Origin of the sequence: Pseudomonas stagnisoli (assembly GCF_048595745.1) — a bacterium.
Classification (GTDB): domain Bacteria; phylum Pseudomonadota; class Gammaproteobacteria; order Pseudomonadales; family Pseudomonadaceae; genus Aquipseudomonas; species Aquipseudomonas alcaligenes_A.
Window position 1 is genome coordinate 282,779 of the sequence record NZ_CP184361.1, and the last position, 21,369, is coordinate 304,147.

Annotated in this window: 21 protein-coding genes; 9 read left to right on the top strand and 12 right to left on the bottom strand. The window is 67.8% G+C overall.

All coding sequences use genetic code 11. From position 1 onward, the window contains the following. Positions 1-75: 75 nt before the first annotated feature. Positions 76-900, top strand: coding sequence for an HDOD domain-containing protein (locus ACOAPY_RS01280; protein WP_076581960.1), 825 nt, complete (start codon positions 76-78; stop codon positions 898-900). Between the two features lie 112 nt (positions 901-1,012). Further along, positions 1,013-1,447 (top strand): CBS domain-containing protein, encoded by a 435-nt coding sequence (locus ACOAPY_RS01285; protein WP_021702100.1) that lies wholly within the window; start codon positions 1,013-1,015, stop codon positions 1,445-1,447. A gap of 12 nt (positions 1,448-1,459) precedes the next feature. Here the strand turns inward: ACOAPY_RS01285 and ACOAPY_RS01290 are convergent, their stop codons facing one another. Further along, a complete protein-coding gene (locus ACOAPY_RS01290) occupies positions 1,460-1,783 on the bottom strand; it encodes a hypothetical protein (RefSeq protein WP_465154752.1) in 324 nt (107 codons plus the stop codon). A 26-nt stretch (positions 1,784-1,809) separates the two neighbouring features. Beyond that, entirely contained in the window at positions 1,810-2,331 is a 522-nt protein-coding gene (locus tag ACOAPY_RS01295; RefSeq protein ID WP_465154753.1) for a LuxR C-terminal-related transcriptional regulator, read from the bottom strand. 211 nt (positions 2,332-2,542) lie between these two features. Here ACOAPY_RS01295 and ACOAPY_RS01300 point away from each other — a divergent pair, with 211 nt between their 5' ends. Further along, the gene (locus ACOAPY_RS01300) at positions 2,543-3,604 is read left to right on the top strand and encodes a hypothetical protein (protein WP_465154754.1); all 1,062 of its coding nucleotides are present in this window, start codon (positions 2,543-2,545) and stop codon (positions 3,602-3,604) included. A 32-nt stretch (positions 3,605-3,636) separates the two neighbouring features. Further along, positions 3,637-4,041, top strand: a complete 405-nt coding sequence (locus ACOAPY_RS01305; protein ID WP_076581979.1) for a hypothetical protein — start codon at positions 3,637-3,639, stop codon at positions 4,039-4,041. Between the two features lie 58 nt (positions 4,042-4,099). Here the strand turns inward: ACOAPY_RS01305 and ACOAPY_RS01310 are convergent, their stop codons facing one another. Both ACOAPY_RS01310 and ACOAPY_RS01315 read right to left on the bottom strand, forming a co-directional pair. After that, complete coding sequence (locus ACOAPY_RS01310; RefSeq protein ID WP_465154755.1) at positions 4,100-5,188, bottom strand: polyamine ABC transporter substrate-binding protein; 1,089 nt, start codon at positions 5,186-5,188, stop codon at positions 4,100-4,102. 180 nt (positions 5,189-5,368) lie between these two features. Then, entirely contained in the window at positions 5,369-6,397 is a 1,029-nt protein-coding gene (locus ACOAPY_RS01315; protein ID WP_465154756.1) for a histone deacetylase family protein, read from the bottom strand. 193 nt (positions 6,398-6,590) lie between these two features. Between ACOAPY_RS01315 and glsB the strand changes: the two genes are divergently transcribed. Next, on the top strand, positions 6,591-7,514 hold the full coding sequence (glsB, locus tag ACOAPY_RS01320) for a glutaminase B (protein ID WP_465154757.1): 924 nt from the start codon (positions 6,591-6,593) through the stop codon (positions 7,512-7,514). 73 nt (positions 7,515-7,587) lie between these two features. Here glsB and ACOAPY_RS01325 read toward each other — a convergent pair whose 3' ends face one another. Then, positions 7,588-8,580 (bottom strand): asparaginase, encoded by a 993-nt coding sequence (locus tag ACOAPY_RS01325; protein WP_465154758.1) that lies wholly within the window; start codon positions 8,578-8,580, stop codon positions 7,588-7,590. A 90-nt stretch (positions 8,581-8,670) separates the two neighbouring features. Next, positions 8,671-10,116 (bottom strand): alanine/glycine:cation symporter family protein, encoded by a 1,446-nt coding sequence (locus ACOAPY_RS01330; protein ID WP_465154759.1) that lies wholly within the window; start codon positions 10,114-10,116, stop codon positions 8,671-8,673. Between the two features lie 163 nt (positions 10,117-10,279). Here ACOAPY_RS01330 and ACOAPY_RS01335 point away from each other — a divergent pair, with 163 nt between their 5' ends. After that, positions 10,280-11,098, top strand: a complete 819-nt coding sequence (locus tag ACOAPY_RS01335) for a helix-turn-helix domain-containing protein (RefSeq protein ID WP_374322517.1) — start codon at positions 10,280-10,282, stop codon at positions 11,096-11,098. A gap of 184 nt (positions 11,099-11,282) precedes the next feature. Then, the gene (locus ACOAPY_RS01340) at positions 11,283-11,705 is read left to right on the top strand and encodes a hypothetical protein (RefSeq protein WP_465154760.1); all 423 of its coding nucleotides are present in this window, start codon (positions 11,283-11,285) and stop codon (positions 11,703-11,705) included. A 14-nt stretch (positions 11,706-11,719) separates the two neighbouring features. Here ACOAPY_RS01340 and ACOAPY_RS01345 read toward each other — a convergent pair whose 3' ends face one another. The 3 genes from ACOAPY_RS01345 to ACOAPY_RS01355 all read right to left on the bottom strand — a co-directional run bounded on the left by ACOAPY_RS01345 (position 11,720) and on the right by ACOAPY_RS01355 (position 13,539). Beyond that, the gene (locus ACOAPY_RS01345; RefSeq protein ID WP_465154761.1) at positions 11,720-12,391 is read right to left on the bottom strand and encodes a GNAT family N-acetyltransferase; all 672 of its coding nucleotides are present in this window, start codon (positions 12,389-12,391) and stop codon (positions 11,720-11,722) included. Beyond that, a complete protein-coding gene (locus ACOAPY_RS01350) occupies positions 12,388-12,831 on the bottom strand; it encodes an N-acetyltransferase family protein (protein ID WP_465154762.1) in 444 nt (147 codons plus the stop codon). Before ACOAPY_RS01350 ends, ACOAPY_RS01345 begins: the two co-directional genes overlap by 4 nt. Positions 12,832-12,915: 84 nt before the next feature. Then, entirely contained in the window at positions 12,916-13,539 is a 624-nt protein-coding gene (locus tag ACOAPY_RS01355; protein ID WP_465154763.1) for an FMN-binding negative transcriptional regulator, read from the bottom strand. Between the two features lie 88 nt (positions 13,540-13,627). On the opposite strand from ACOAPY_RS01355, the gene pdxR reads away from it, so the two are divergent. Continuing rightward, entirely contained in the window at positions 13,628-15,091 is a 1,464-nt protein-coding gene (gene pdxR / locus ACOAPY_RS01360) for a MocR-like pyridoxine biosynthesis transcription factor PdxR (protein WP_465154764.1), read from the top strand. 316 nt (positions 15,092-15,407) lie between these two features. Here the strand turns inward: pdxR and aspA are convergent, their stop codons facing one another. After that, on the bottom strand, positions 15,408-16,835 hold the full coding sequence (aspA, locus tag ACOAPY_RS01365) for an aspartate ammonia-lyase (protein WP_465154765.1): 1,428 nt from the start codon (positions 16,833-16,835) through the stop codon (positions 15,408-15,410). A 183-nt stretch (positions 16,836-17,018) separates the two neighbouring features. Between aspA and ACOAPY_RS01370 the strand changes: the two genes are divergently transcribed. Continuing rightward, positions 17,019-17,930 carry a LysR substrate-binding domain-containing protein gene (locus ACOAPY_RS01370; RefSeq protein ID WP_465154766.1) on the top strand — a complete coding sequence of 304 codons (912 nt, stop codon included), beginning with the start codon at positions 17,019-17,021 and terminating at the stop codon, positions 17,928-17,930. Between the two features lie 150 nt (positions 17,931-18,080). On the opposite strand, the gene aauR is transcribed toward ACOAPY_RS01370, so the two are convergent. After that, positions 18,081-19,409 carry a two-component response regulator AauR gene (aauR, locus tag ACOAPY_RS01375; protein ID WP_076582022.1) on the bottom strand — a complete coding sequence of 443 codons (1,329 nt, stop codon included), beginning with the start codon at positions 19,407-19,409 and terminating at the stop codon, positions 18,081-18,083. Continuing rightward, positions 19,402-21,270, bottom strand: coding sequence for a sensor histidine kinase (locus tag ACOAPY_RS01380; RefSeq protein ID WP_465154767.1), 1,869 nt, complete (start codon positions 21,268-21,270; stop codon positions 19,402-19,404). Before ACOAPY_RS01380 ends, aauR begins: the two co-directional genes overlap by 8 nt. Positions 21,271-21,369: the final 99 nt, after the last annotated feature.

The following is a 21,369-nucleotide window of genomic DNA, read 5'->3' on the forward strand; positions in this document are numbered from 1 at the left end:
AGGCAGGGTGAGGCGGCGTTCGGGTGGCTATGTTTTTTAATCCATACCACCCATCGCGCACGTCGGAGTTCATGCATGGATATCGACAGTCTGTTTTCCCAGCTGCACAGCCTGCCCAGCATTCCCAAGGTCGCTCAGGACCTGATCCAACAGTTCGACAACCCCAACACCAACCTCGACGCGGTCGCGCGCAACATCAACCTCGACCCGGTGATCGCCGCCAAGGTGCTGCGCCTGGCCAACTCCGCGCGCTTTCGCGGTGCCCGCGAGGCGCACAGCGTCGAGGATGCCGCCTCGCGTCTGGGCTTCAACACCCTGCGCACGCTGGTACTGGCCTCGGCCGTGACCGGCGCCTTCAAGACCGACTCCGGCTTCGACCTCAAGGCCTTCTGGCTGCAGAGCTTCCAGGTGGCGAGTATCTGCCGGCTGTTGGCCAAGAGCCGTGGCGTGGCCATGGAAACGGCCTTCACCTGCGGCATGATGCACAACATCGGTGAGCTGCTGATCCAGACCGGCGCCCCCGAGCTGGCCGCGCGCCTGAACCGCAGCGGCAAGACCGACGCCGCCGGCCGCGTGGCGCTGGAAACCCTGCAGCTGGGTTTCGGTTTCCCCGAGGTGGGCGCCGAGCTGGCGCGGCGCTGGCAGCTGCCTGAGGTGATCCAGCAGGCCATTGCCCTGCAGACGCGGCCGCATCAGGCGCCGGCGGACATGCCGTTACCGCGTCTGGTGGCGCAGGCAGTGCTGATTGCCGAGGCCCTGCGCCAGCACGAAGGTGATCTGGACAAGACCCGCGCCGAGCTGGACAGCCCGCTGTGCCAGGGCATCGACCTCGACGCCCTGTTCGACAAGCTGCCGGAGGTGCTGGAGGCCGACAAGGGCTTCGCCCAGTTGCTCGACTGAGCCTCAGTGAATTTCTCAATAGGCACCATCGAAATCTCCGCTTGGCTCGCCACGCTCCCCCTGGTCGATGCTTCGCCCATCCAAGGCGAACACAGGACAGGGGGAGATTCGCATGAAGACCGTCGCGCAGATGCTGGCCAGCAAGCCGCAGCAGAACGTACACACCGTGGCGCCCGAGGCCAGCATGCTGGAGGCGCTGCGGCTGATGGCCGAGCACAATATCGGCGCGTTGCCGGTGACCGACGCCGGGCGTCTGGTCGGCATCGTCAGCGAGCGTGACTACGCCCGCAAAGGCGTGTTGCTCGGGCGTTCGTCCGTCGGCACGGCGGTGCGCGAGGTGATGAGCGTGCCGGTGGTGACAGTGAGTGCGCGCCAGGGCATCCGCGAATGCATGAGCCTGATGACCGACGGCCACCTGCGCCACCTGCCGGTGGTGGAAGGCGAGCGTCTGCTCGGCCTGCTGTCGATTGGCGACCTGGTCAAGGAGACCCTGGCCGAGCAGGACGGCCTGATCCAGCACCTGGAGCAGTACATCCGTGGCGAGTGACGGCCGGCCGCGCTATTCAGCGGCCGGTGCTGGTTCCTGCGGCGCCTCTTGGCGTTCGGTACAGACGCCGTTGGCGCCCTGCTTGCCGGTGTAGGTCACCGTGGGCGAACCGTCGGCCGCGATGCTGATGGAAAGGGTCACGCCCTGGCTCTTGGCTTCGTAGTACTGCTCGCTGAACTTGCTCAGCACGGCCTGCCGGTCGTTGATGTGCACCGGGCCCCCGGCTGCGGCGCTCACGGCGATGTCGCCGGGGCAGGTGAGCGCGAAGGCCGGTAGGTTGGCGGCCTGGGCGGCGCCCGCGGCGAGCAGGCTGGCGGCGATGATCAGGCGTTGCATGGCGGAGCTCCCGAGGCGGATGGCGTTCAGAGAACTAAGCAGCCGCCCACGGCCTTGTCCAACCGTTCCCGCAGTTGCCGATAAGCTGTCGCAGGCGGCCGCACGGCCAGCACCAGCGGTGCGCGTTGCGGCGGTGTCAGGGGCAGCGTCAGCGCACCGCCGCTGACGGCGGCAAACAGCAGGGCACAGACGCTGCCAGCAGCGAACCTGCGCTGCAGGTTGTGCCGATGCTTGCGCACCGTCTGATCGCTGAGGCCCAGCGCCTTGGCGGCCTGCTTGTCGCTGCGCCCGAGGGCGAGCAGGTGCAGCACCTCGCGCTGCCGATGGCTCAGCGCCGGCGGGATAAGGTCAATCTCGCCCGGCGGGGCGACGTGTTCGAGGTAATGGATCGTCAGCTGCGCCGACTTGTGCAGGTCGAGCTTGCCCTGCAGGTTCTCGCGATGCCGGCGCGCGGTGCCGAGGCACAGGCCCAGCTGCTGGGCGACCTGGCGATCACTGCAGCCGCGGGCGATCAGCGCCAGTACCTGGCATTCACGCGGTGTGAGCATATCCCTGCCCCCGACTCATGAGCGATGGCGCGATGCTACTGCCCCGCAGCCAGCGAACCGAGACGGAAATCCTTCCCCGCAGTCCTACCGCATTTGCCCGATTTCGCCGCAGCGCCCTGCCCGAGAGCATCTGGGGTGCCGAGCGGCGCGCCGTTCGACAGGTGCGCCACGTCGTCCCGGCGCCGTCCCCTCAACTGCAAGGACTCTCACAATGAACTGGAATCGTACCTTTACCGATCTGATCCGCGCCGGTCGCGCGGCCTACTGGGGCAACTGGACGCTCGATCCGAAGATCAAGCTGGGCGCGGTGGGCATCGTCTCGCCGGACACCGGCGACTTCACCCTGGTGCAGGAAGCCACGCCGGGCGTGCCGCTGAGCAGCCGCGGCGTTCCCAACCAGTGGAAGCTGTCGTCGAGCAACGTCAAGCGCACTCAGGCCAATGTCAGCCTCGATGGCAGCGCCACCGACCCGGAGACCGGCACCAAGATCACCGCCGGCACCGAGATCACCTGGGACTTCGCCAACATCGGCTCGATGGCCTCGGAGTTCGGCATCGCCAACGAGGGCTTCGTCAGCGACCTGACCACCCTGTCCAAGCCCGAGACGCTCAGCTGGCTGTCCCAGCAGGCGGCCTCGGTGAGCATGAGCAACGGCAGCGGCATTGCCCAGGGCTTCGGCGTGGTCACCAGTGTGATCTATGCCAACAGCGGCCTGAACATCGGCTCCCAGGACAACAGTGCCTCGTTCTCCATCAGTGGGTCGGCCGGCGCCGTGCAGGAGATGCTGGCCGGCGCCAACGGCAAGGGCTCCTTCGTCTCCACCAAGGAGACCAAGCAGGTCGACCAGCACCTGTGGCCCAGCGTGCCGGACCAGATGGCCAACGGCGTGGTGCCGATCGCCTACACCTTCGCCTCGTTCGACGGCAACCTGCTGATCCCCAACTGGATCACCCGCCTGGGCTCGCTGCAGATCCTGTTCAACAACAAGCCGGGCTGCACCTACATCACCGACATCAAGCTCAGCTACGACACCCCGCAGGGCCCGCACAACGAGTCTTTCTCGCTCAGCGGCGGGTTGTCCAAGACCGTCGGCAACATCCCGCTCAATGCCACCAACATCGTGGCCCACGTCAGCTTCAAGGGCGTGATCAACAGCGATCACTACACCTTCAGCTGGCCGAGCCCGCTGGGCCAGTGGCTGACCGGCCAACGTGAAATCGAGATGAGCGGCGTCTGGCCGGGCCAGACCCACGCCCGCGACATCGCCCTGTGATCACCCCCCACTGACGCATCGAGGAACTCACCATGAACGCATTTATCGAGAACCATAAGTACCTGGCCGCCGCTATCCTGTTTGCCGCCCTGGCCTGCGGCGGCGTGTCTTCGGCGCAGGCCGAGGAGGTCGGCAAGGGCGTGCTGATCGTGCGCGGCGGTGCCGCCAATACCGACGCCAACTACGCCAAGGAAGAGCAGGATGCCAACGGTCGCCTGGAACGCGTGTCTGCCCTGTGCGCCAGCGCGGGCAATCAGACCGCCGCCGCGCTGATCGCCACCGACACCACCCGGGCGTGGGGGCCTTTCATGAGCGGCAACACCACCACCGTGATCAACTACGGTGGGCATGTGCTGAAGGACCCGCTGCCGGGCAATCCCAACCACTGCCTGATCAATGGCCTGAAGCTGGGCCAGATCAAGGGCATGTGGCACTGAGTGTCCGCGGCGTAAAAAAAGACCGGCCCAAGGGCCGGTCTTTTTCCATGCGGGCCGGTCAGCTGCCGGTCTTGATCTTGCTCCAGGCGCGGGTGCGCGCACGCTCGGCGGCACGCGGCAGCGGCTCAAGGGTGTAGAGCTTCCGCATGGCCTCGGCGGTCGGGTACAGGTTGGGGTTGTTGCGGATCGACTCGGCGACCAGCGCGGTGGCGTCCTTGTTCGGGTTGGGGTAGCCGACGAAGTCGGAGATCGGCGCGATCACCTGCGGCTGCAGCAGGTAGTTGATGAAGGCGTGGGCCTCGTCGATGTTCTTCGCGTCCTTGGGAATCGCCATCATGTCGAACCAGATCGGCGCGCCTTCCTTGGGCAGGCGCATGTCCACGGTCACGCCGTTGTTGGCCTGCTTGGCGTTGTTGGCGGCCTGGGAGAAGCTGCCCGAGTAACCCACGGCCACGCAGATCTCGCCGTTGGCGATGTCGCTCATGTACTTGGAGCTGTGGAAGTAGCGCACGTGCGGGCGGATCTTGCTAAGCAGCTGCTCGGCCTTGGCATAGTCGCCCGGCTCCGTGCTGTTGGGCGGCAGGCCCAGGTAGTGCAGGGCCAGGGGCAGGATTTCCGACGGCGAATCGAGCAGGGCTACGCCACAGTCCTTGAGCTTGGCGATGTTCTCTTCCTTGAAGATCAGGTCCCAGCTGTCCACCGGTGCGTTGTCACCCAGCGCGGCCTTGACCTTGTCCGGGTTGAAGCCGATCAGCACGGTGCCATACATGTAGGGCACGGCGTACTGGTTGCCCGGGTCGTTGGCCTCGATCAGTTTCATCAGCTGCGGGTCGAGGTGCTGCCAGTTGGGCAGTTTGCTGCGGTCCAGCTTCTGGAACACGCCGGCCTCGACCTGCTTGGCGAGGAACACGTTGGACGGCACCACCAGGTCATAGCCGGAGTTGCCGGTGAGCAGCTTGGCCTCCAGCGCCTCATTGGTGTCGAAGATGTCGTAGGTCAGCTTGATGCCGCTGTCCTGCTTGAACTTGGTCAGGGTCTCCGGTGTGATGTAGTCGAACCAGTTGTAGACCTTGAGTTCGCGGTCGGCGGCCTGGGCGGCGCCGGCCAGGGTCAGGCCGCAGAGGGCGGCGGCGAGCAGTTTCTTCATCTTGTTGTTCTCCTTCAGTTGATTCGGAACCTGCTCACGATCTCGCGAGCTAGAGATAAACGGTGGCGAAAGCTGCCGAGGAAGCGGAGTTTACGAGTGGTAAATGAGCATTCCGAGACGCCGCGTCCCGGGCGGCTTTCAACGCCGTTTAGCCGACGCGCAGCAGATCGTGGGCAGGTTCTAGGCGCCCTGGAAACCTTCGAGCACGTTGACGGCATTGATGCCGATTTCGGCGACCGCATAGCCGCCCTCCATGACGAACAGCGTCGGCTTGCCCAGCGCGGCGATGCGTTCGCCCATGCGCAGGTAGTCCGGGCTGTCCAGCTTGAAACTGGAAATCGGGTCGTTCTGGTAGGTATCGACGCCGAGGGATACCAGCACCACGTCCGGGCCGTAGGCGGCGATGCGCTGGCAGGCGGTTTCCAGAGCGGCGCCCCAGATATCCCAGGCGCTGCCGGCGGCCAGCGGCAGGTTGAGGTTGAACCCTTCGCCGCGGCCGGCGCCGGTCTCGTCGGCATAGCCGAGGAAATGCGGGTACTCGAAGCTCGGGCTGCCGTGGATATTGGCAACGAACACGTCGTCGCGGTCGTAGAAGATCGACTGGGTGCCGTTGCCGTGGTGGTAGTCGACGTCGAGGATGGCCGCGCGCGCGGCGCCCTGGTCGAGGCAGGCCTGGGCGACGATGGCCACGTTGTTCAGGTAGCAGTAGCCGCCCATCACGTCGGCGCTGGCGTGGTGGCCCGGCGGGCGGCACAGGGCGAAGGCGCTGTGGGCGCCGGCGGCAATCTCGGCCTGGCCGCTCAAGGCGACCTGCGCCGAGCTGTAGACCGCCTGCCAGGTGCCGGCGGTGATTGGCGCGAAGCAGTCGAAGCTGTGGAAACCGTACTGGCCGTACAGGTCATTGGGCCGTTTGGCGCGCAGATGGCGGGCCGGGAACACACCGGGCAGGAAGTCGGCGGTGTTGCCCTGGGCGGCCCAGCCGGCCCAGGCCTGCTGCAGGAACTCCAGGTAGTCGGCGGTGTGGATGCGCGCGATTGGCGCCAGGCCGAAGTCGCGTGGCGCCAGCACCTCGCCGATATCGCGCTCGCGCACCCGCGCCAGCACGTGGTCGGCGCGCGCGGGCATCTCGAAGCAGGGTTTGAACTCGCCGCCGACCATTTCGCCCTGGGCGTGGTGCAGGCGGTGGTCGTCGCTGTAGAAGGTCAGCATCTTGTTGTTCTCCTCGATGGGCTGGGCGCATTGTTGGCGCCGCGAGTGAGCCGGGAGAACGATAACGTCGGCCAACAAAGGGATAATTCCGGCCATTGTGGCTGGCCAACCGCGTCATCGCGGCCAACCGGCGCTGTGATGGTGTGCCCGTCGCGAGCGTCTATTTCGGCACCCGCAAACGGAGAGGCCGAGCATGCAGGCGCTGTTGAACGAGATTCTGGATCAGGTACGCCCGCTGCTGGGCCAGGGCAAGGTGGCCGACTACATCCCGGCGCTGGCCGAGGTACCGGCCGCGCGCCTGGGCATTGCCGTGGTGGGCGTGGACGGCAGTCTTTACACCGCCGGCGATGCCGCCGAGCTGTTCTCGATCCAGAGCATTTCCAAGGTGTTCAGCCTGGTGCAGGCGATCCAGCATTCCGGTGAGGAAATCTGGCAGCGCCTGGGCCACGAGCCGTCCGGGCAGCCGTTCAATTCGCTGGTGCAGCTGGAGTTCGAACGTGGCCGGCCGCGCAATCCCTTCATCAACGCCGGTGCCCTGGTGATCTGCGACATCAACGAGTCGCGCTTCGCCGCCCCGGCGCTGTCGATGCGCGACCTGGTCCGGCGCCTGTCCGGCAACCCGCTGCTGGTGTCGGACGCCAAGGTTGCCGAATCGGAATACCAGCACCGCGCGCGCAACGCCGCCGCGGCCTACCTGATGCAGGCCTTCGGCAACTTTCACAACGAGGTGGAGACGGTGCTGCGCAGCTATTTCCACCACTGTGCCCTGGCCATGAGCTGCGTCGACCTGGCCCGCGCCTGCGGCTTCCTGGCCAACCAGGGCGTTTGTCCGCGCAGTGGCGAGCAGATCCTCACGCCGCGCCAGACCCAGCAGGTCAACGCGATCATGGCCACCAGCGGCCTGTATGACGAGGCCGGCAACTTCGCCTACCGTGTCGGCCTGCCGGGCAAGAGTGGGGTCGGCGGCGGCATCGTGGCCGTGGTGCCGGGGCGTTTCAGCGTCTGCGTGTGGTCACCGGAGCTGAACGCCGCCGGCAACTCGCTGGCCGGCATGGCGGCGCTGGAGCTGCTCAGCGAGCGCATCGGCTGGTCGGTGTTCTCGCCGCTGAATCGCTAGAGCTTCCCCTCTCCCTAACCCTCTCCCGTAAACGGGAGAGGGGACTGCCCGTGGTGGGTTTGATGCCCTGTGCTTACTCGGCCAGCTCGCCGCACAGGTCGAGGGCGAACAGGCGCTCGACCTCGGCGGCCGGCAGGCCGGCACCGAGCAGGCCGAACAGCTTGCCCAGCGCGGCTTCACGGGTCATGCCGCCGCCGCTGACCAGGCCGGCCTCGGCCAGCGCGCTGCCGGCGGCGTACACCGCGAAGTCGACGTGCCCCAGCGGACACTGGCTGATGGCCCCCAGCACCACGCCGCGCTGGCGCGCCTCGCGCAGCGCGGCGAGGAACTCGGCGTCATCCGCCGGGCCGGTGCCGCTGCCATAGCACTCCAGCAACACGCCCTGCACGCCACTCGCCAGCACGGCGCGCAGCTGGGGGGCGCCCAGGCCGGGAAACAGCGGCAGCACGGCCAGTGCCACTGCGCGACGCGGGCGACGGTAGTGCAGGGCCTCGGGCAGCTGTTCCAGACACTGGCCGTGACGCGGCCGGGCCATGTTGACGAAGGCATCGAAGGCCTCGCTCTTCAGCTTGCTGGCGCGGGCGCCGTGCAGCAGCTGGCCGTCGAAGTACAGGTGCACGCCGGGCCGGCAACCCTCGGCGAGCACCGCCAGGGCGCCGAACAGATTGGGCCAGGCGTCGCTACCCGGGCTGCCAGCGGGCAGCATCGAGCCGGTCAGCAGCACCGGCACCGGCATGCCCAGCAGCAGGAAGCTCAGCGCGGCGGCGCTGTAGGCCAGCGTGTCGGTGCCGTGCAGCAGCAGTACGGCATCGAAGCCGTCGTGATCCACGGCCTGGACGATGGCGTCGCGCATGGCCAGCCAGTTGGCCTGGCGCATGTTGGCACTGTCGATCGGCGGGCTCAGTTCGCGGAACTGCCAGGCCGGGGCCGGGCGTTCCGGGTGCAGGGCCTGCTCGGCGCGCAGGCGCGCTTCGAAGCCGGAAGCGGGTGCCAGGCCGGCCTCGCTCATCTGCATGCCGATGGTGCCGCCGGTGTAGAGCACCAGCAGTTTCTGCGGAGAATTCATGGGTATTTCCACCATGTTGATCGGCCGAGTGTAGCGGCAGCGGGCAAGAAAAAGGGGGCCTTGGCCCCCTCCTTCTCGCGTCGCTGGCGGTCAGCGCTGATGGACGGCGTGGCCGATCTCGGCGCGTTCCCCGTTCGCATCGGAGGCGGCGTTGGCACTCCAGACGCTCGGGTCGAGGTCCAGGTCGGCGAACTTCTTGGCGTCCAGTACCGGGCTCTCGACACCGGCGCTGATCTGCTCGTCGTAGTCGCGCATCAGGCGCAGGCCGGTCTTGAACAGCATGAACACGGCGAACAGGTTGACCAGTGCCAGCAGGCCCATGGTCACGTCGGCGAAGCCGAACACGGTGGACAGGTCCTGCATCGAGCCCCACAGCACCAGGGCGATGACCAGCACGCGATAGACCTGCACCATCCAGCGCTTGCTGCTGAAGAAGCCCAGGGCGTTCTCACCCAGGTAGTAGTTGTACACCAGGGTGGTGAAGACGAAGAGCAGCAGCGCCATGCTGACGAACACCCGGCCCCACTCGCCGACTTCGGCGGCCAGCGCGTTCTGGGTCAGCACGACACCGGCCATCTCGCTGCCCGGCTGGTAAACGCCGGAGAGCAGGATGATCAGCGCGGTGCTGGTGCACACCAGGATGGTGTCGATGAATACGCTGAGCGACTGCACGATGCCCTGGGCGGCCGGGTGCTTGACCTCGGCCACGGCGGCGACGTTCGGCGCGCTGCCCAGGCCGGCTTCGTTGGAGAACAGGCCACGCTTGACGCCCATCAGGATCGCCGCGCCGATACCACCGGCGAAGGCCGGTTCGAGGCCGAAGGCGCTCTTGACGATCAGGGTGAATACCGCCGGCACTTCGCTGACGTTCATGCCGATCACCACCAGCGCCATGCCGATGTAGGAGAAGGCCATGATCGGTACCAGTACGTCGGCCATGCTGGCGATGCGCTTGATGCCGCCGAAGATGATCAGGCCGATCACTGCCACCAGGGCGAGGCCGCTGTAGTGGGTGGGCAGGCCAAAGGTGTCGTGCAGCGAGGTGGCCACGGTGTAGGACTGCACGGCGTTGAAGCCGAAGCCGAAGGTCACCAGCAGCAGGATCGAGAAGACGATGGCCAGCCAGCGCAGACCCAGGCCGTGCTGGATGTAGAAGGCCGGACCGCCACGGTAGCCGCCATCCGGCTCACGGCGCTTGAACAGCTGCGCCAGCGAGCACTCGAAGTAGCTGGTGGCCATGCCCAGCAGGGCGACCAGCCACATCCAGAACACCGCGCCCGGGCCGCCGAGCATGATGGCCACGGCCACGCCGGCGATGTTGCCGGCACCCACGCGGCCGGCCACCGACAGCATCAGGGCCTGGAACGAGCTGAGTTGACCGGGTTTGCGCTGGAAGGCTTCGGCGAAGATGCTGAACATGTTGCCGAAGTAGCGGAATTGCACGAAGCGGGAGCGAATCGAGAAATACAGGCCGAGGCCGACCAGGGCGACGATGAGGACCTTGCTCCAGAGCAGGTCGTTCAGGAGATCGAGCATGATGGGTTGTCTCTCTTGTAGTTATGCGTGATGAACGCCGGGACAGCACACGCGGCTGGCGCATGGTCTGCCCGTCGTTGGCTCCGGGCAATTTCGCGGGTTGCGGCGATATGACGCGAGTTGATGCTAGAATCGCGTCGCTCGCATCACCAGGACCGCTGTCATGTCGGACACCCTCGGCGCCAACCTCAGGCTGCTCTGCAGCCACTACCGCTCGATCGCCGAGGTTTGCCGCAAGCTCGCCATCAATCGCGCCCAGTTCAACAAGTACCTGGCCGGGCAGAGCCGCCCCACGCCCTACAACCTCAAGCGTATCTGCGACTTCTTCGGCGTCGAGGACTACGAGCTGCTGCTGCCGCCCGAGCAGTTCGTGCGCCTGCTCGGCGCGCGCGGGCCGGATCAGCCCAGTGGCAAGCGCAGCGATGCCCTGCTGGCGCTGCTCAGCCCGCTGCGTGAGCAGACCGGCGACCTGCGCCGTTACTGCGGCTACTACTTCGAGTACTCCAACTGCATGTCCGTTCCCGGCTACGTGCTGCTGTCGCTGGTGCACCTGTGGGAGGAGGACGGCGACTTCCTGTTCGAGCGCCAGGAGCGCCAGGAACGTTCGGCCAGCACCGACGTGCAGGCCGAGGACTGGGTGCGTTGCCGCTACCTGGGCGCCGCCTTCCAGCTGCAGGACCGGCTGTTCCTGATGGACTACGAGTCGCTCACCCTCAACGAGATGAGCCAGACCATCCTCATCCCCAGCTACAAGAGCCGCATCACCCGCCTCAATGGCCTGAAGACCGGCGTCTCCAGCGGCGACCGGCGCAACCCGGCCTGCACCCGCGTGGTGTGGGAATACCTGGGCCCGGAGATCAACCGCATCAGCGCCTACCGCCAGGTACGCCTGTACCGCCCGGACGACCCGCGCATCGACGCCGACGTGCGCCAGCGCCTGGATGTGGCGCCGTTGAAGAACGGCTTGTTCGAGATTGAGTAGGCGGCGAATCAAAACGCGATGGCAGGCTCGAGCGGATGTCAGTGTCTGCCCGTCAAGAAGCGCCAACGCGTGTTCGAGATACCCTGCAAAGCCCGGCTTTTCCGGACTCGCCGTTCTTCGCTGGACAATCCTAATTGCCTAACCGTAGCGTCTGCCCTCTCTCGCAACTATCCATGAGGTTAAGGTGAGTCGTCCTTGCGTCCGCTATCTCGTTCCAATCCCTTTCCTGCTTGGGTTGGCGATGATTGCGACTGCCTTCTGGCAAAACGATGCTGACTTCGTTTTTGGCGATGCAGTGCCAATCGATGCGGTTTTTGTAGATAGCGGCCCATCTCAGTCAGGTAGTGGCAGGCCCCGCTATTTCCCCATCTTCCAGTTACCAGATGGTCGAGCCCTCACGGTTGAGCGCGCCACTGTGGCTGCCGAGCTCCCACAGAAGGGTCAGACCGTACAGCTGCGCTGCAGCACCAAGAACCCAGGGAACTGCAAAATGCCGAACAGCCCAGAAAACGATTTCGTTTTTTACGGCATTGCAGCCCTATGGTCGTTAATTGCAGCAGGCGTTACTTATTTCATGTGGAGGCCTCTGTTCCGCAGTTCGATCTAAAGGCATTTGAACCTTCAGCCACGCAGCTCCTCCAGCCGGCGTATCTGCCGCCCCTCGGCGTCGAAGTTGTCCGCTGCCAGCCAGCGCTCGAAGGCGTCTCGGCAGGCCGGCCATTCGCTATCGATGATGGCGAACCAGGCTGTATCGCGGCTCTCGCCCTTGACCACCATATGCTGGCGGAACAGGCCCTCGTAGCTGAAGCCGAAGCGTTCGGCGGCGCGCCTGGAGCGGGCGTTGCGCGCATTGCACTTCCATTCGAAGCGGCGGTAGCCCAGTTCGTCGAAGGCGCGGCGGGCCAGCAGGAACACTGCCTCGCTGGCACCTGGCGTGCGCTGCAGGGCGGCGCCGAAGGCGATATGGCCGAGCTCGATGCAGCCGTCTTTGGGTGTGATGCGCAGGTAGGCCAGCAGGCCGATTGCACGTGCGCTGGCCTGCTCGACCACGGCGTAGAACTGCGGATCGCGGCTGTCGGCATGGCCGGCCAGCCAGGCATCGAAGGTCGTGCGTTCGGCGAAGGGGCCGTAGGGCAGGTAATCCCATAGCGCCGGGTCGGGGCCCTGCAGGGCGTTCCACAGATCATCGGCATGCTGGGCGAAGTCCAGCGGCTCAAGGCGGATAAAACGGCCCTGCAGCGGGTGATGTGGCGGGAAGGGGCGCGGCTGCCACTGGCCCAGGTCGATGCTCATCCCAGCAGCTTCCGGTACTGGATAAAGCCGGAGCGGTCGGCGATGTGGTCGTAGAGCATGCGCCCCTGGTAGTTGGTTTCCTGGGTCAGCCAGTGCACGCGACTGGCGCCGGCGGCGGCCGCCTGGGCGTAGACGTGCTCGATCAGCGCGCGGCCGATGCCGCCGCCGCGGATGTTTTCGGCCACGTAGAGGTCCTGCAGGTAGCAGTAGTCGCCCGTGGTCCAGCAGCTGCGGTGGAAGATGTAGTGCACCAGGCCGACGGCCGCGCCGTCACGCCAGGCCAGAGCGGCGTGCATCGGCTCCGCCGGGTCGAGGAAACGTTGCCATGTGAGGGCGCTGGTCTCGTCGGCAATGGTGGCGTTGTAGAAACGCTGGTAGCCCTGCCAGAGCGGCAGCCAGGCGGCGTGGTCGGCGGCGGTGATGGGGCGGATGTCGAGCATGGTTCCTCCTTGTATGCGAATGCGGGTGGGGCTTTCCCCCCTCCCTAGCCCTCTCCCCGGAGGGGAGAGGGGACTGGGTGCGGCTCAGCTCATGCGTGCCGCCAGTTCGCGGTCGCCTGGGCTGGTTGAGGCGGCAAGGCCGTCGCGTACGCCGGCCTGGTCGGCGGCCGAGCGGTTCTGCCCGAGCTTCCACTTGCCTTCCAGGCGGCGGATCGGCAGGGCGAAGCCGACGATGGCGCGCAGCATGCTGTCGAGGTAGTCGCGCGGTGCATCGCTGACCGCCCAGGGCCGCTCGCGGCCGTTTTCATGCTGGTCGCTGAGACGGCTGACGATCTGCAGCAGGCGCTCGGGCTCTTCGATCAGCTCGACCGGGCCGCGGGCGTGCACGGCGATGTAGTTCCAGGTCGGTACCACCTTGCCGTGCTCGGCCTTGGCCGGGTACCAGCCGGGGCTGATGTAGGCGTCCGGGCCGCTGAATACGGCCAGCGCCTCGGCGCCGCCCTGCAGGTCGCGCCAGTGCGGGTTGGCCCGGGCGAAGTGGCCGTAGAGGGTGCCGAACTCGCCCTCGTCGGGCGCAAGCAGCAGCGGCAGATGGCTGGCCTGCACGCCGGCGGCGCCGGCACTGGTGAGCAGGGCGAAGGGGCTGGCCTGCATCTGCGCGTGCAGCTCGGCGAGGTCGTCCTGGCGGAAAGCGGAGGGCAGGTACATGGCGGTTCTCCTGGCGCAATGAGGTCATGCTAGGCAGGATATTGGCCTGTTGTAAGAGCCATTAAGTGCGACTTCGATGGAGCCAATCATGTCCGCCACGCCACCGTTGCCCGTCGACCTTTCCGGCATCCGCCTCAGTGGCGCGGGGCTGGCGCGCCAGCTCTACCAGGGCCTGCGCGAACGCATCCTGGACGGGCGTCTGGCCGGCCGCAGCCGTTTGCCGGCCAGCCGCGACCTGGCCCGGGTGCTCGGGGTGTCGCGCAACACCGTCACCCGTGCGCTGGACCAACTGTATGCCGAGGGCTACATCGAGGGCCGCGTCGGCGACGGCACCTACGTGGCCGATGTCGCCGGGCTGCGCGCCACGCCCGCGCCGCCCGCGCAGGCCAGCCCCGCCAGCGCGGCGCTGGCCCTGTTGCGCGACCACCACCTGCCACTGCCGCCCAACGGCGCGCCGCGGGCCTTTCGCATCGGCGTGCCGGCCTATGACCTGTTCCCCTTCGAGACCTGGGCGCGGCTGCAGGCGCGCTTCTGGCGCAAGCCCTCGGCCGCGCGCCTGGGCTACGGTGACCCGGCCGGCGATGCCACCCTGCGCGAGCTGGTGGCGGCCTACCTGCGCAGCAGTCGCGGGCTCAACTGCGACCCGGCGCAGATCGTCATCACCTGCGGCGCGCAGCAGGCCATCAGCCTGTGCGCCCAGCTGCTGGTGCAGCCCGGCGACCGGGTGGCCGTCGAGAACCCCGGCTACCGCGCCGCCGGCCATGCCTTCGCGGTGGCCGGTGCCGAACTGTGCGGCGTGGCGGTGGATGGCGACGGCCTCGACACCGCCGCGCTGCAGGCGCTCGGGGACTGCCGGCTGGCCTATGTCACGCCCTCGCACCAGTACCCGACGGGCGTGACCCTGTCGCTGGCGCGGCGCCTGGAACTGCTGGAGTGGGCGCAGCACCGGGACGGCTGGATCATCGAGGACGACTACGACGGCGAGTACCGCTACAGCGGTACGCCGCTAGCCCCCCTGGCGGCACTGGACCGGCAGGGGCGGGTGCTTTACGTCGGCACCTTCTGCAAGATCGCCTTTCCCGCCCTGCGTCTCGGCTACCTGGTGCTGCCGCCCGCGCTGGCCGAGGCCTTTGCCCGGCGCCGGGCCATCGACATGCGTCACTCGGAGGTCGGCACCCAGGCGGTGATGGCCGAGTTCATCGCCGCCGGCCATTTCCAGCGCCACGTGCGACGCATGCGCGCGGCGGCGCGGGCGCGCCGCGACGCCCTGCTGGCGCACTGGCCGCAGGCGATTCCCGGTTGCGCGCCCTTGCCCAGGGTGGAGGCTGGCCTGCACCTGTGCGTACGGGTGGCGAGCATCGCCCGCGAGCGCGCGCTGGTCGCCGCCGCGCGGGCCGCCGGGGTGGAGATGAACCCTCTCAGCAGCTACTGGCTGGATGACGATGCGCTGCCGGTGGATGCCCGTGCCGGCCTGGTGCTGGGCTTTGCCGCCGTGCCCGAGGCGCAGATCGTCGAGGCCATCGCCACGTTGCGCCGGGCCTGGGGGGTGTAGCCCGGATGCAATCCGGGGGTGGAGTTGCCTGCATTTCCCGGACTGCATCCGGGCTGTGCCTGCTGCCCTCTCCCCCGGCCCCTCTCCCGTAAACGGGAGAGGGGAGCTGAACTCCGTGGTGCCGCTAAAGCTCCATGCGCCCCCTCTCCCCGGCGGGGAGAGGGTTGGGGAGAGGTTGCCCGCGCCAGCAGCAGAGGGGAGAAAACAGGCGGACAAAAAAAGGGATGGCCGAGGCCATCCCTGAGTGGTGAGGCTGGTGAGGCCTCGTCTATGAATCGGGTCGCGATCGACCGGGGTTGCCAGCAACCGGTGTGGATCAGGCGCCGGCCAGCGGCACCAGGCGCGGGGCGATCATGTTCTCGGGGCGCAGGATGTCGGCCAGCGTGGCCTCGTCCAGCAGCTTCTCCTCGCGTACCAGTTCCAGCACGCCGCGGCCGGTGTCCAGCGCGGTCTTGGCGATACGGGTGGCGTTCTCGTAGCCGATATAGGGGTTCAGTGCGGTCACTAGGCCGATGGAGTTCTCCATCAGCTCGCGGCAGCGCTGCTCGTTGGCGGTGATGCCGTCGATGCAGAGCTCGCGCAGCATGTCCATGGCGCGGGTCAGCAGGCGGATCGAGTCGAAGATCTTGTAGGCGATCAGCGGCTCCATCACGTTCAGCTGCAGCTGGCCACCTTCGGCGGCGAGGGTCAGGGCCAGGTCGTTGCCGATCACTTCGAAGGCGACCTGGTTGACGGCTTCCGGGATCACCGGGTTGACCTTGCCCGGCATGATCGAGCTGCCCGGCTGACGCGGCGGCAGGTTGATCTCGTTGATGCCGGTGCGCGGGCCGCTGGAGAGCAGGCGCAGGTCGTTGCAGATCTTCGACAGCTTGACCGCGGTGCGCTTGAGCATGCCGGAGAACAGCACGAAGGCGCCCATGTCCGAGGTGGCCTCGATCAGGTCGGCTGCCGTCACCACCGGGTGGCCGCTGACGATGGCCAGGCGCTCGACGGCGAGCTTCTGGTACTTCGGATCGGCGTTGATGCCGGTGCCGATGGCGGTGCCGCCCAGGTTCACTTCGGTGAGCAGGGTCGGGGCCAGGCGCTTGAGGTGCTGCAGGTCTTCACCCAGGGTGGTGGCGAAGGCGCGGAATTCCTGGCCCAGGGTCATGGGCACGGCGTCCTGCAGCTGGGTGCGGCCCATCTTCAGCACATGACCGAATTCCAGGCCCTTGGCGGCCAGGGCATTGATCAGCTTGTCGAGGGCGTTGAGCAGGCTGTCGTGGCCGAGCAGCAGGCCGATGCGGATGGCGGTCGGGTAGGCGTCGTTGGTCGACTGCGCCATGTTCACGTCGTTGTTCGGGTGCAGGTGCTGGTACTCGCCCTTCTCGTGGCCCATGGCTTCCAGGGCGATGTTGGCGATCACCTCGTTGGCGTTCATGTTGGTCGAGGTGCCGGCGCCGCCCTGGATCATGTCGACCACGAACTGGTCGTGGAACTCGCCCTGGATGATGCGCGCACAGGCGGTGCTGATGGCGGTGTGCTTGGCGGCGGACAGGTGGCCCAGCTCGCGGTTGGCGTCGGCGGCGGCCTGCTTGACCATGGCCAGGGCGATCACCAGTTTCGGGTAGTGCGACAGCGGCACGCCGGACAGTCGAAAATTCTGCACGGCACGCAGGGTCTGGATGCCGTAGTAAGCGTCTGCGGGGACTTCGAGTTTGCCGAGCAGGTCTTTTTCGACGCGGGTGGATGCAGCAGCGGACATGATGTGTTTATTCTCGGGGTAATACGGCTTGGCGCCGCGATGCCCAATAATCTAGGCTTTGCGCCGTCCGTCGGCCAATGCTGTTAAACGCTATGCTATGCCGAATCGGCATAATGTCGCCGTGACTCGGGTTGAATGTCGCGCGTGCATAATTTCAAACGAAATTGGGCGAAGAACTAGGCAATGAATCTGGAAACCAAATGGCTGGAGGACTTCGTCGCCCTGGCCGCCACCCGCAGCTTTTCCCAGGCGGCCGAGAAGCGCTTCGTCACCCAGCCGGCCTTCAGTCGGCGCATCCGCAGCCTGGAAGCGGCGCTGGGGCTGACCCTGGTCAACCGCACCCGCACGCCGGTGGAGCTGACCGAGTCCGGCCAGCTGTTTCTGGTCACCGCGCGCAGCATGGTCGAACAGCTCGGCGAGGTGGTGCGTCACCTGCACCACGTCGAGGGCCAGCAGGGCGAGGTGCTGCAGATCGCCGCGGCGCACTCGCTGACCCTCGGCTTCTTCCCGGAGTGGATCGGCCGCCTGCGCCGCGAGGGCCTGCCGCTGTCCACCCGGCTGGTGGCGACCAACGTCGGCGAGGCCGTGCATTCGCTGCGCGAAGGCAGCTGTGACCTGATCCTCGCCTACTACGACCCGGACGCGGCCATGCAGCTGGCGCCGGACATCTTCCCCTCGCTGCACCTGGGCACCACCTCGATGCTGCCGGTGTGCGCAGTGAGCGAGGACGGCGCGCCGCTGTTCAACCTGGAGAGCGGCCAGACCGTGCCGCTGCTGGCCTACAGCGCCGGCGCCTTTCTCGGCCGCTCGGTGAACCAGCTGCTGCGCCAGCGCGCCCTACGCTCCACCACGGTGTACGAGACGGCCATGGCCGACAGCCTCAAGACCATGGCCCTGCAGGGCCTGGGCGTGGCCTGGGTGCCGCGCCTGTCGGTGACCATGGAACTGGCTCGCGGCGAGCTGGCGGTGTGCGGTGGCGAGCAGTGGCAGGTGCCGCTGGAGATCCGCCTGTACCGCTGCGTGCTGTCGCGCAAGGCGGCGGTGCGCCTGCTGTGGCGCAAGCTGGAGGCCGGGGTGGGTGGGGCTGAGGCATAAGTCCGACGACTGGGCCTGGTCGCGCAGGGTGTACTCGCCGAAGGCCGTGCACCGAAGGGCGAGTGCTGGTGCTCCTGCGAGGTGCCAGGGTGGATGTCGCCTGGCACCACCGTGACGCTGCTCGGTGAATCGATGAAGCGCGATCCGCCCCTAGGTTTGCAGCCCGTACTTCTTCACCTTGTCGAACAGCGTGGTTTTGGCCATACCCAGGGCCTGGGCGGCCTGGCTGAGGTTGCCGGCGTGGCGCTCCAGGGCGGCGCCGATGAGGTTGCGCTCGAAGGCCTCGACCGCCTCGGCGAAGCTCGCGCCGCTGCCGTCCGGCGCCGCGCCGCTGTGCTTGAACACCGGCAAGCCGAGGGCGAAGCGCTCGGCGACGTTGCGCAGCTCGCGCACGTTGCCCGGCCAGTCGTGGGCCTGCAGCGCGCTGGCGGTGGCGCGGTCGAGCTCGGGCAGGGCGCGGTCGAAGCGCAGCGCCGACTGCTGCAGGAAGTGTTCGAACAACAGCAGGATGTCCTCGCGGCGGTCGCGCAGCGGCGGCAGTTCCAGGCTGACCACGTTGAGCCGGTAGTAAAGGTCGCTGCGGAACTCGCCGCGCTGGCCCAGCTCGGCCAGGTCGGCCTTGGTCGCAGCGATCACCCGGCAGTCCACGCTGATCGGCTGGTTCGAGCCGAGGCGCTCCAGGCTGTGCTCCTGCAACACGCGCAGCAGCTTGATCTGCAGGGCCAGCGGCATGCTTTCGATCTCGTCGAGGAACAGCGAGCCGCCGTGGGCGTGCTCGATCTTGCCGATGCGGCGTTTGCCGGCGCCGGTGAAGGCGTTGGCCTCGTGGCCGAAAATCTCGCTCTCGAACAGGCTCTCCGGCAGGCCGCCGCAGTTGAGGGCGACGAACTCCTTGCCCTGGCGCCGGCTGAAATCGTGCAGGCAGCGCGCCACCAGTTCCTTGCCGGTGCCGGTCTCGCCCTCGATCAGCACGTTGGCGCCGGTATCGGCGACGTTGGCGATCAGCTCGCGCAGGCGCTGCATGGCCGGCGAGCGGCCGATGATGCGCTGCTCCAGGGCCTGGCGCCCGGCCAGCTGGCGGCGCAGGTCGCTGACCTCGCGGGCCAGGCCGCGTTGTTCCAGGGCGCGGCGCACCACCTCGACCAGGCGCTCGGGGGAGAAGGGTTTTTCGATGAAGTCGTAGGCGCCGTCGCGCATGGCCCCCACCGCCATGCCGATGTCGCCGTGGCCGGTGATCAGCACCACCGGCAGGCGCGGGTCGCGGCGTTTGAGTTCGGCCAGCAGCTGCAGGCCGTCCATGCCCGGCAGGCGGATGTCGCTGACGACGATGCCGGCGAAGTCGGCCTCGACCCTGGCCAGCGCCTCCTCGGCGCTGCCGACGCCGACGCTGTCGATGTCCTCCAGGGCCAGCGCCTGCTGGCAGCCGAGCAGGACGTGGGGGTCGTCCTCGACGATCAGCACGGTCAGCGCGTCAGACATGGCGGGGCTCCTCCAGGGGCAGGGTGAGGACGAAGGCGGTGCCGCCTTCCTCCGGGTGGCGCACGGCCAGGCTGCCGGCGGCGGCGGCGGCGAGGCTGGCCGACAGGGTCAGGCCGAGGCCGAGGCCCTTCTCGCCGGGCTTGGTGGTGAAGAAGGGTTCGAACAGGTGGGCGCGCAGGTCCGGCGGGATGCCGGCGCCGCTGTCGCGCACTTCCAGCACGTAGTCGGCGCCCTGCGCTGCGCCGCTCAGCCACAGCTCGCGGCGCGGCTGTTCGCGCAGGGCGTCGAGGGCGTTGCTCAGCAGGTTGACCAGGATCTGCTCCAGGCGGGTCTGGTCGATGGCCAGACGTGCCTCGGCGAACGCGCGGTGCAGGGTCGGGCGCTCCTGCTCGATGCGGCTGTGCAGGAGGAACAGTGCGGCATCCACCGCCTGTTCCAGGCTGGCCTGGCCCTGGTCGCCACCGCGCCGGGCGAAGGCGCGCAGGCTGGCGGTGATACGGCCCATGCGGTCGACCAGCTCGCCGATGGCCTGCAGGTTGCTGCCGGCGGTGTCCAGCGCGCCGCGTTCGAGGAAGCGCGCGGCGTTCGCCGACAGGGTGCGCAGCGCCGCCAGCGGCTGGTTGAGTTCGTGGGCGATGCTGGTCGACATCTGCCCGATCACCGCCAGTTTGCCGGCCTGCACCAGGCCGTCCTGGGCCTGGCGCAGGGTGGCCTCGGTCTGCTGGCGCTCGCGCACTTCGTCCTGCAGCAGGCGGTTGCTGGCGGACAGGTCGAGGGTGCGCTCGGCGATCTTGCGTTCCAGGTCGGCGTTGGCCGCCTGCAGCGCCTCGCGTGCCGCCAGGCGGGTGGCGATCACCTTGCGCCGCTGGTTCAGTGCCAGGCCACCGAAGATCAGCAGGGCGCAGGCCACGCCGGCGAGCAGGCCGTGGCTGACGGCGGCGCGGCGCTGCTCGGCCAGCGGCGTGAGCAGGGTCAGGTGCCAGGGCGTGTCGGCCAGGGCGCGGGTCTGTTGCAGGTAGTCCAGCGGCTGGCCGGCGGGGCCGCGCAGGCGCACTTCCTCGAGGCCGTCACCGAGCGCGCGGCGCGCCAGCGGTTGCAGTTCTTCCAGCGCCGCCCAGTGGTATTGCAGGCTGCGCGCCAGGCGTTCGCGGGTGTCGTCGTCCAGCGGCCGCACGGCCTTGAGCCGGCGTTTCGGGTCGCTGGAGAGGATGATGATGCCGTTCTCGTCGCTGACGTAGGCTTCCACGCGGGCGTCGGCCCAGCGCTTCTCCAGGGCGTCGAGGCGCACCTTGACCACCGCCACGCCGATCACCCGGCCGTTGCCGCGCAGGCCGTGGGCCAGGTAGTAGCCGGGCTCGCCGGTGGTGCTGCCGATGCCGTAGAAGCGCCCCGGTTCACCGCGCACGGCCTGCTTGTAGTAGTCGCGGAACGACAGGTCCTCGCCCAGGTAGCTGTCCGGCTGGCTCCAGTTGCTGGTGGCGACCACCCGGCCGTCGAGGTCGAGCACGTACACCGCCAGGCTGCCGGCGCGGCGGTTGAGGCCTTCGAGGTGATCGTTGAGGCGCTGCCGGCGGTAGCGGCCGGGGGTCAGCAGCAGGCGGCTGACGCTGCTTTCCAGCTCCAGCAGGCTGGGCAGGTAGGTGTACTTGCCGATCTCGCTTTCCACCGCGCGGGCGTTGAGCTCCAGCTGGCGCTCGCCGCCCTCGGCCAGGTCACGGATGCCGGCCGCCTCGCTGAGGCGGTAGCCGGCGTAGCCGCAGCCGAGCACCAGGGCGATGCCCAGCAGGGTCAGCAGGAACTGGCGGAACAGGCGTGGCTTCACGGCAAGCACGGGCGGGACGCTGGGGGAGGGGCATTGCATCACAGTCGTCCGGGGCTGGGTAGGGAGAGGGGGAGGTGCCGATGAGTCCCTCACCCTGCGCGGGCCGCCCCGGCCCCTCTGGACTCGCCACGTCCCTGT

Excerpts from the sequence above, each read along its gene's own strand:
- ACOAPY_RS01280 (WP_076581960.1), top strand. The coding sequence starts at position 76 with ATGGATATCGACAGTCTGTTTTCCCAGCTGCACAGCCTGCCCAGCATT.
- ACOAPY_RS01285 (WP_021702100.1), top strand. The coding sequence starts at position 1,013 with ATGAAGACCGTCGCGCAGATGCTGGCCAGCAAGCCGCAGCAGAACGTA.
- ACOAPY_RS01290 (WP_465154752.1), bottom strand. The coding sequence starts at position 1,783 with ATGCAACGCCTGATCATCGCCGCCAGCCTGCTCGCCGCGGGCGCCGCC.
- ACOAPY_RS01295 (WP_465154753.1), bottom strand. The coding sequence starts at position 2,331 with ATGCTCACACCGCGTGAATGCCAGGTACTGGCGCTGATCGCCCGCGGC.
- ACOAPY_RS01300 (WP_465154754.1), top strand. The coding sequence starts at position 2,543 with ATGAACTGGAATCGTACCTTTACCGATCTGATCCGCGCCGGTCGCGCG.
- ACOAPY_RS01305 (WP_076581979.1), top strand. The coding sequence starts at position 3,637 with ATGAACGCATTTATCGAGAACCATAAGTACCTGGCCGCCGCTATCCTG.
- ACOAPY_RS01310 (WP_465154755.1), bottom strand. The coding sequence starts at position 5,188 with ATGAAGAAACTGCTCGCCGCCGCCCTCTGCGGCCTGACCCTGGCCGGC.
- ACOAPY_RS01315 (WP_465154756.1), bottom strand. The coding sequence starts at position 6,397 with ATGCTGACCTTCTACAGCGACGACCACCGCCTGCACCACGCCCAGGGC.
- glsB (WP_465154757.1), top strand. The coding sequence starts at position 6,591 with ATGCAGGCGCTGTTGAACGAGATTCTGGATCAGGTACGCCCGCTGCTG.
- ACOAPY_RS01325 (WP_465154758.1), bottom strand. The coding sequence starts at position 8,580 with ATGAATTCTCCGCAGAAACTGCTGGTGCTCTACACCGGCGGCACCATC.
- ACOAPY_RS01330 (WP_465154759.1), bottom strand. The coding sequence starts at position 10,116 with ATGCTCGATCTCCTGAACGACCTGCTCTGGAGCAAGGTCCTCATCGTC.
- ACOAPY_RS01335 (WP_374322517.1), top strand. The coding sequence starts at position 10,280 with ATGTCGGACACCCTCGGCGCCAACCTCAGGCTGCTCTGCAGCCACTAC.
- ACOAPY_RS01345 (WP_465154761.1), bottom strand. The coding sequence starts at position 12,391 with ATGAGCATCGACCTGGGCCAGTGGCAGCCGCGCCCCTTCCCGCCACAT.
- ACOAPY_RS01350 (WP_465154762.1), bottom strand. The coding sequence starts at position 12,831 with ATGCTCGACATCCGCCCCATCACCGCCGCCGACCACGCCGCCTGGCTG.
- ACOAPY_RS01355 (WP_465154763.1), bottom strand. The coding sequence starts at position 13,539 with ATGTACCTGCCCTCCGCTTTCCGCCAGGACGACCTCGCCGAGCTGCAC.
- pdxR (WP_465154764.1), top strand. The coding sequence starts at position 13,628 with ATGTCCGCCACGCCACCGTTGCCCGTCGACCTTTCCGGCATCCGCCTC.
- aspA (WP_465154765.1), bottom strand. The coding sequence starts at position 16,835 with ATGTCCGCTGCTGCATCCACCCGCGTCGAAAAAGACCTGCTCGGCAAA.
- ACOAPY_RS01370 (WP_465154766.1), top strand. The coding sequence starts at position 17,019 with ATGAATCTGGAAACCAAATGGCTGGAGGACTTCGTCGCCCTGGCCGCC.
- aauR (WP_076582022.1), bottom strand. The coding sequence starts at position 19,409 with ATGTCTGACGCGCTGACCGTGCTGATCGTCGAGGACGACCCCCACGTC.
- ACOAPY_RS01380 (WP_465154767.1), bottom strand. The coding sequence starts at position 21,270 with ATGCAATGCCCCTCCCCCAGCGTCCCGCCCGTGCTTGCCGTGAAGCCA.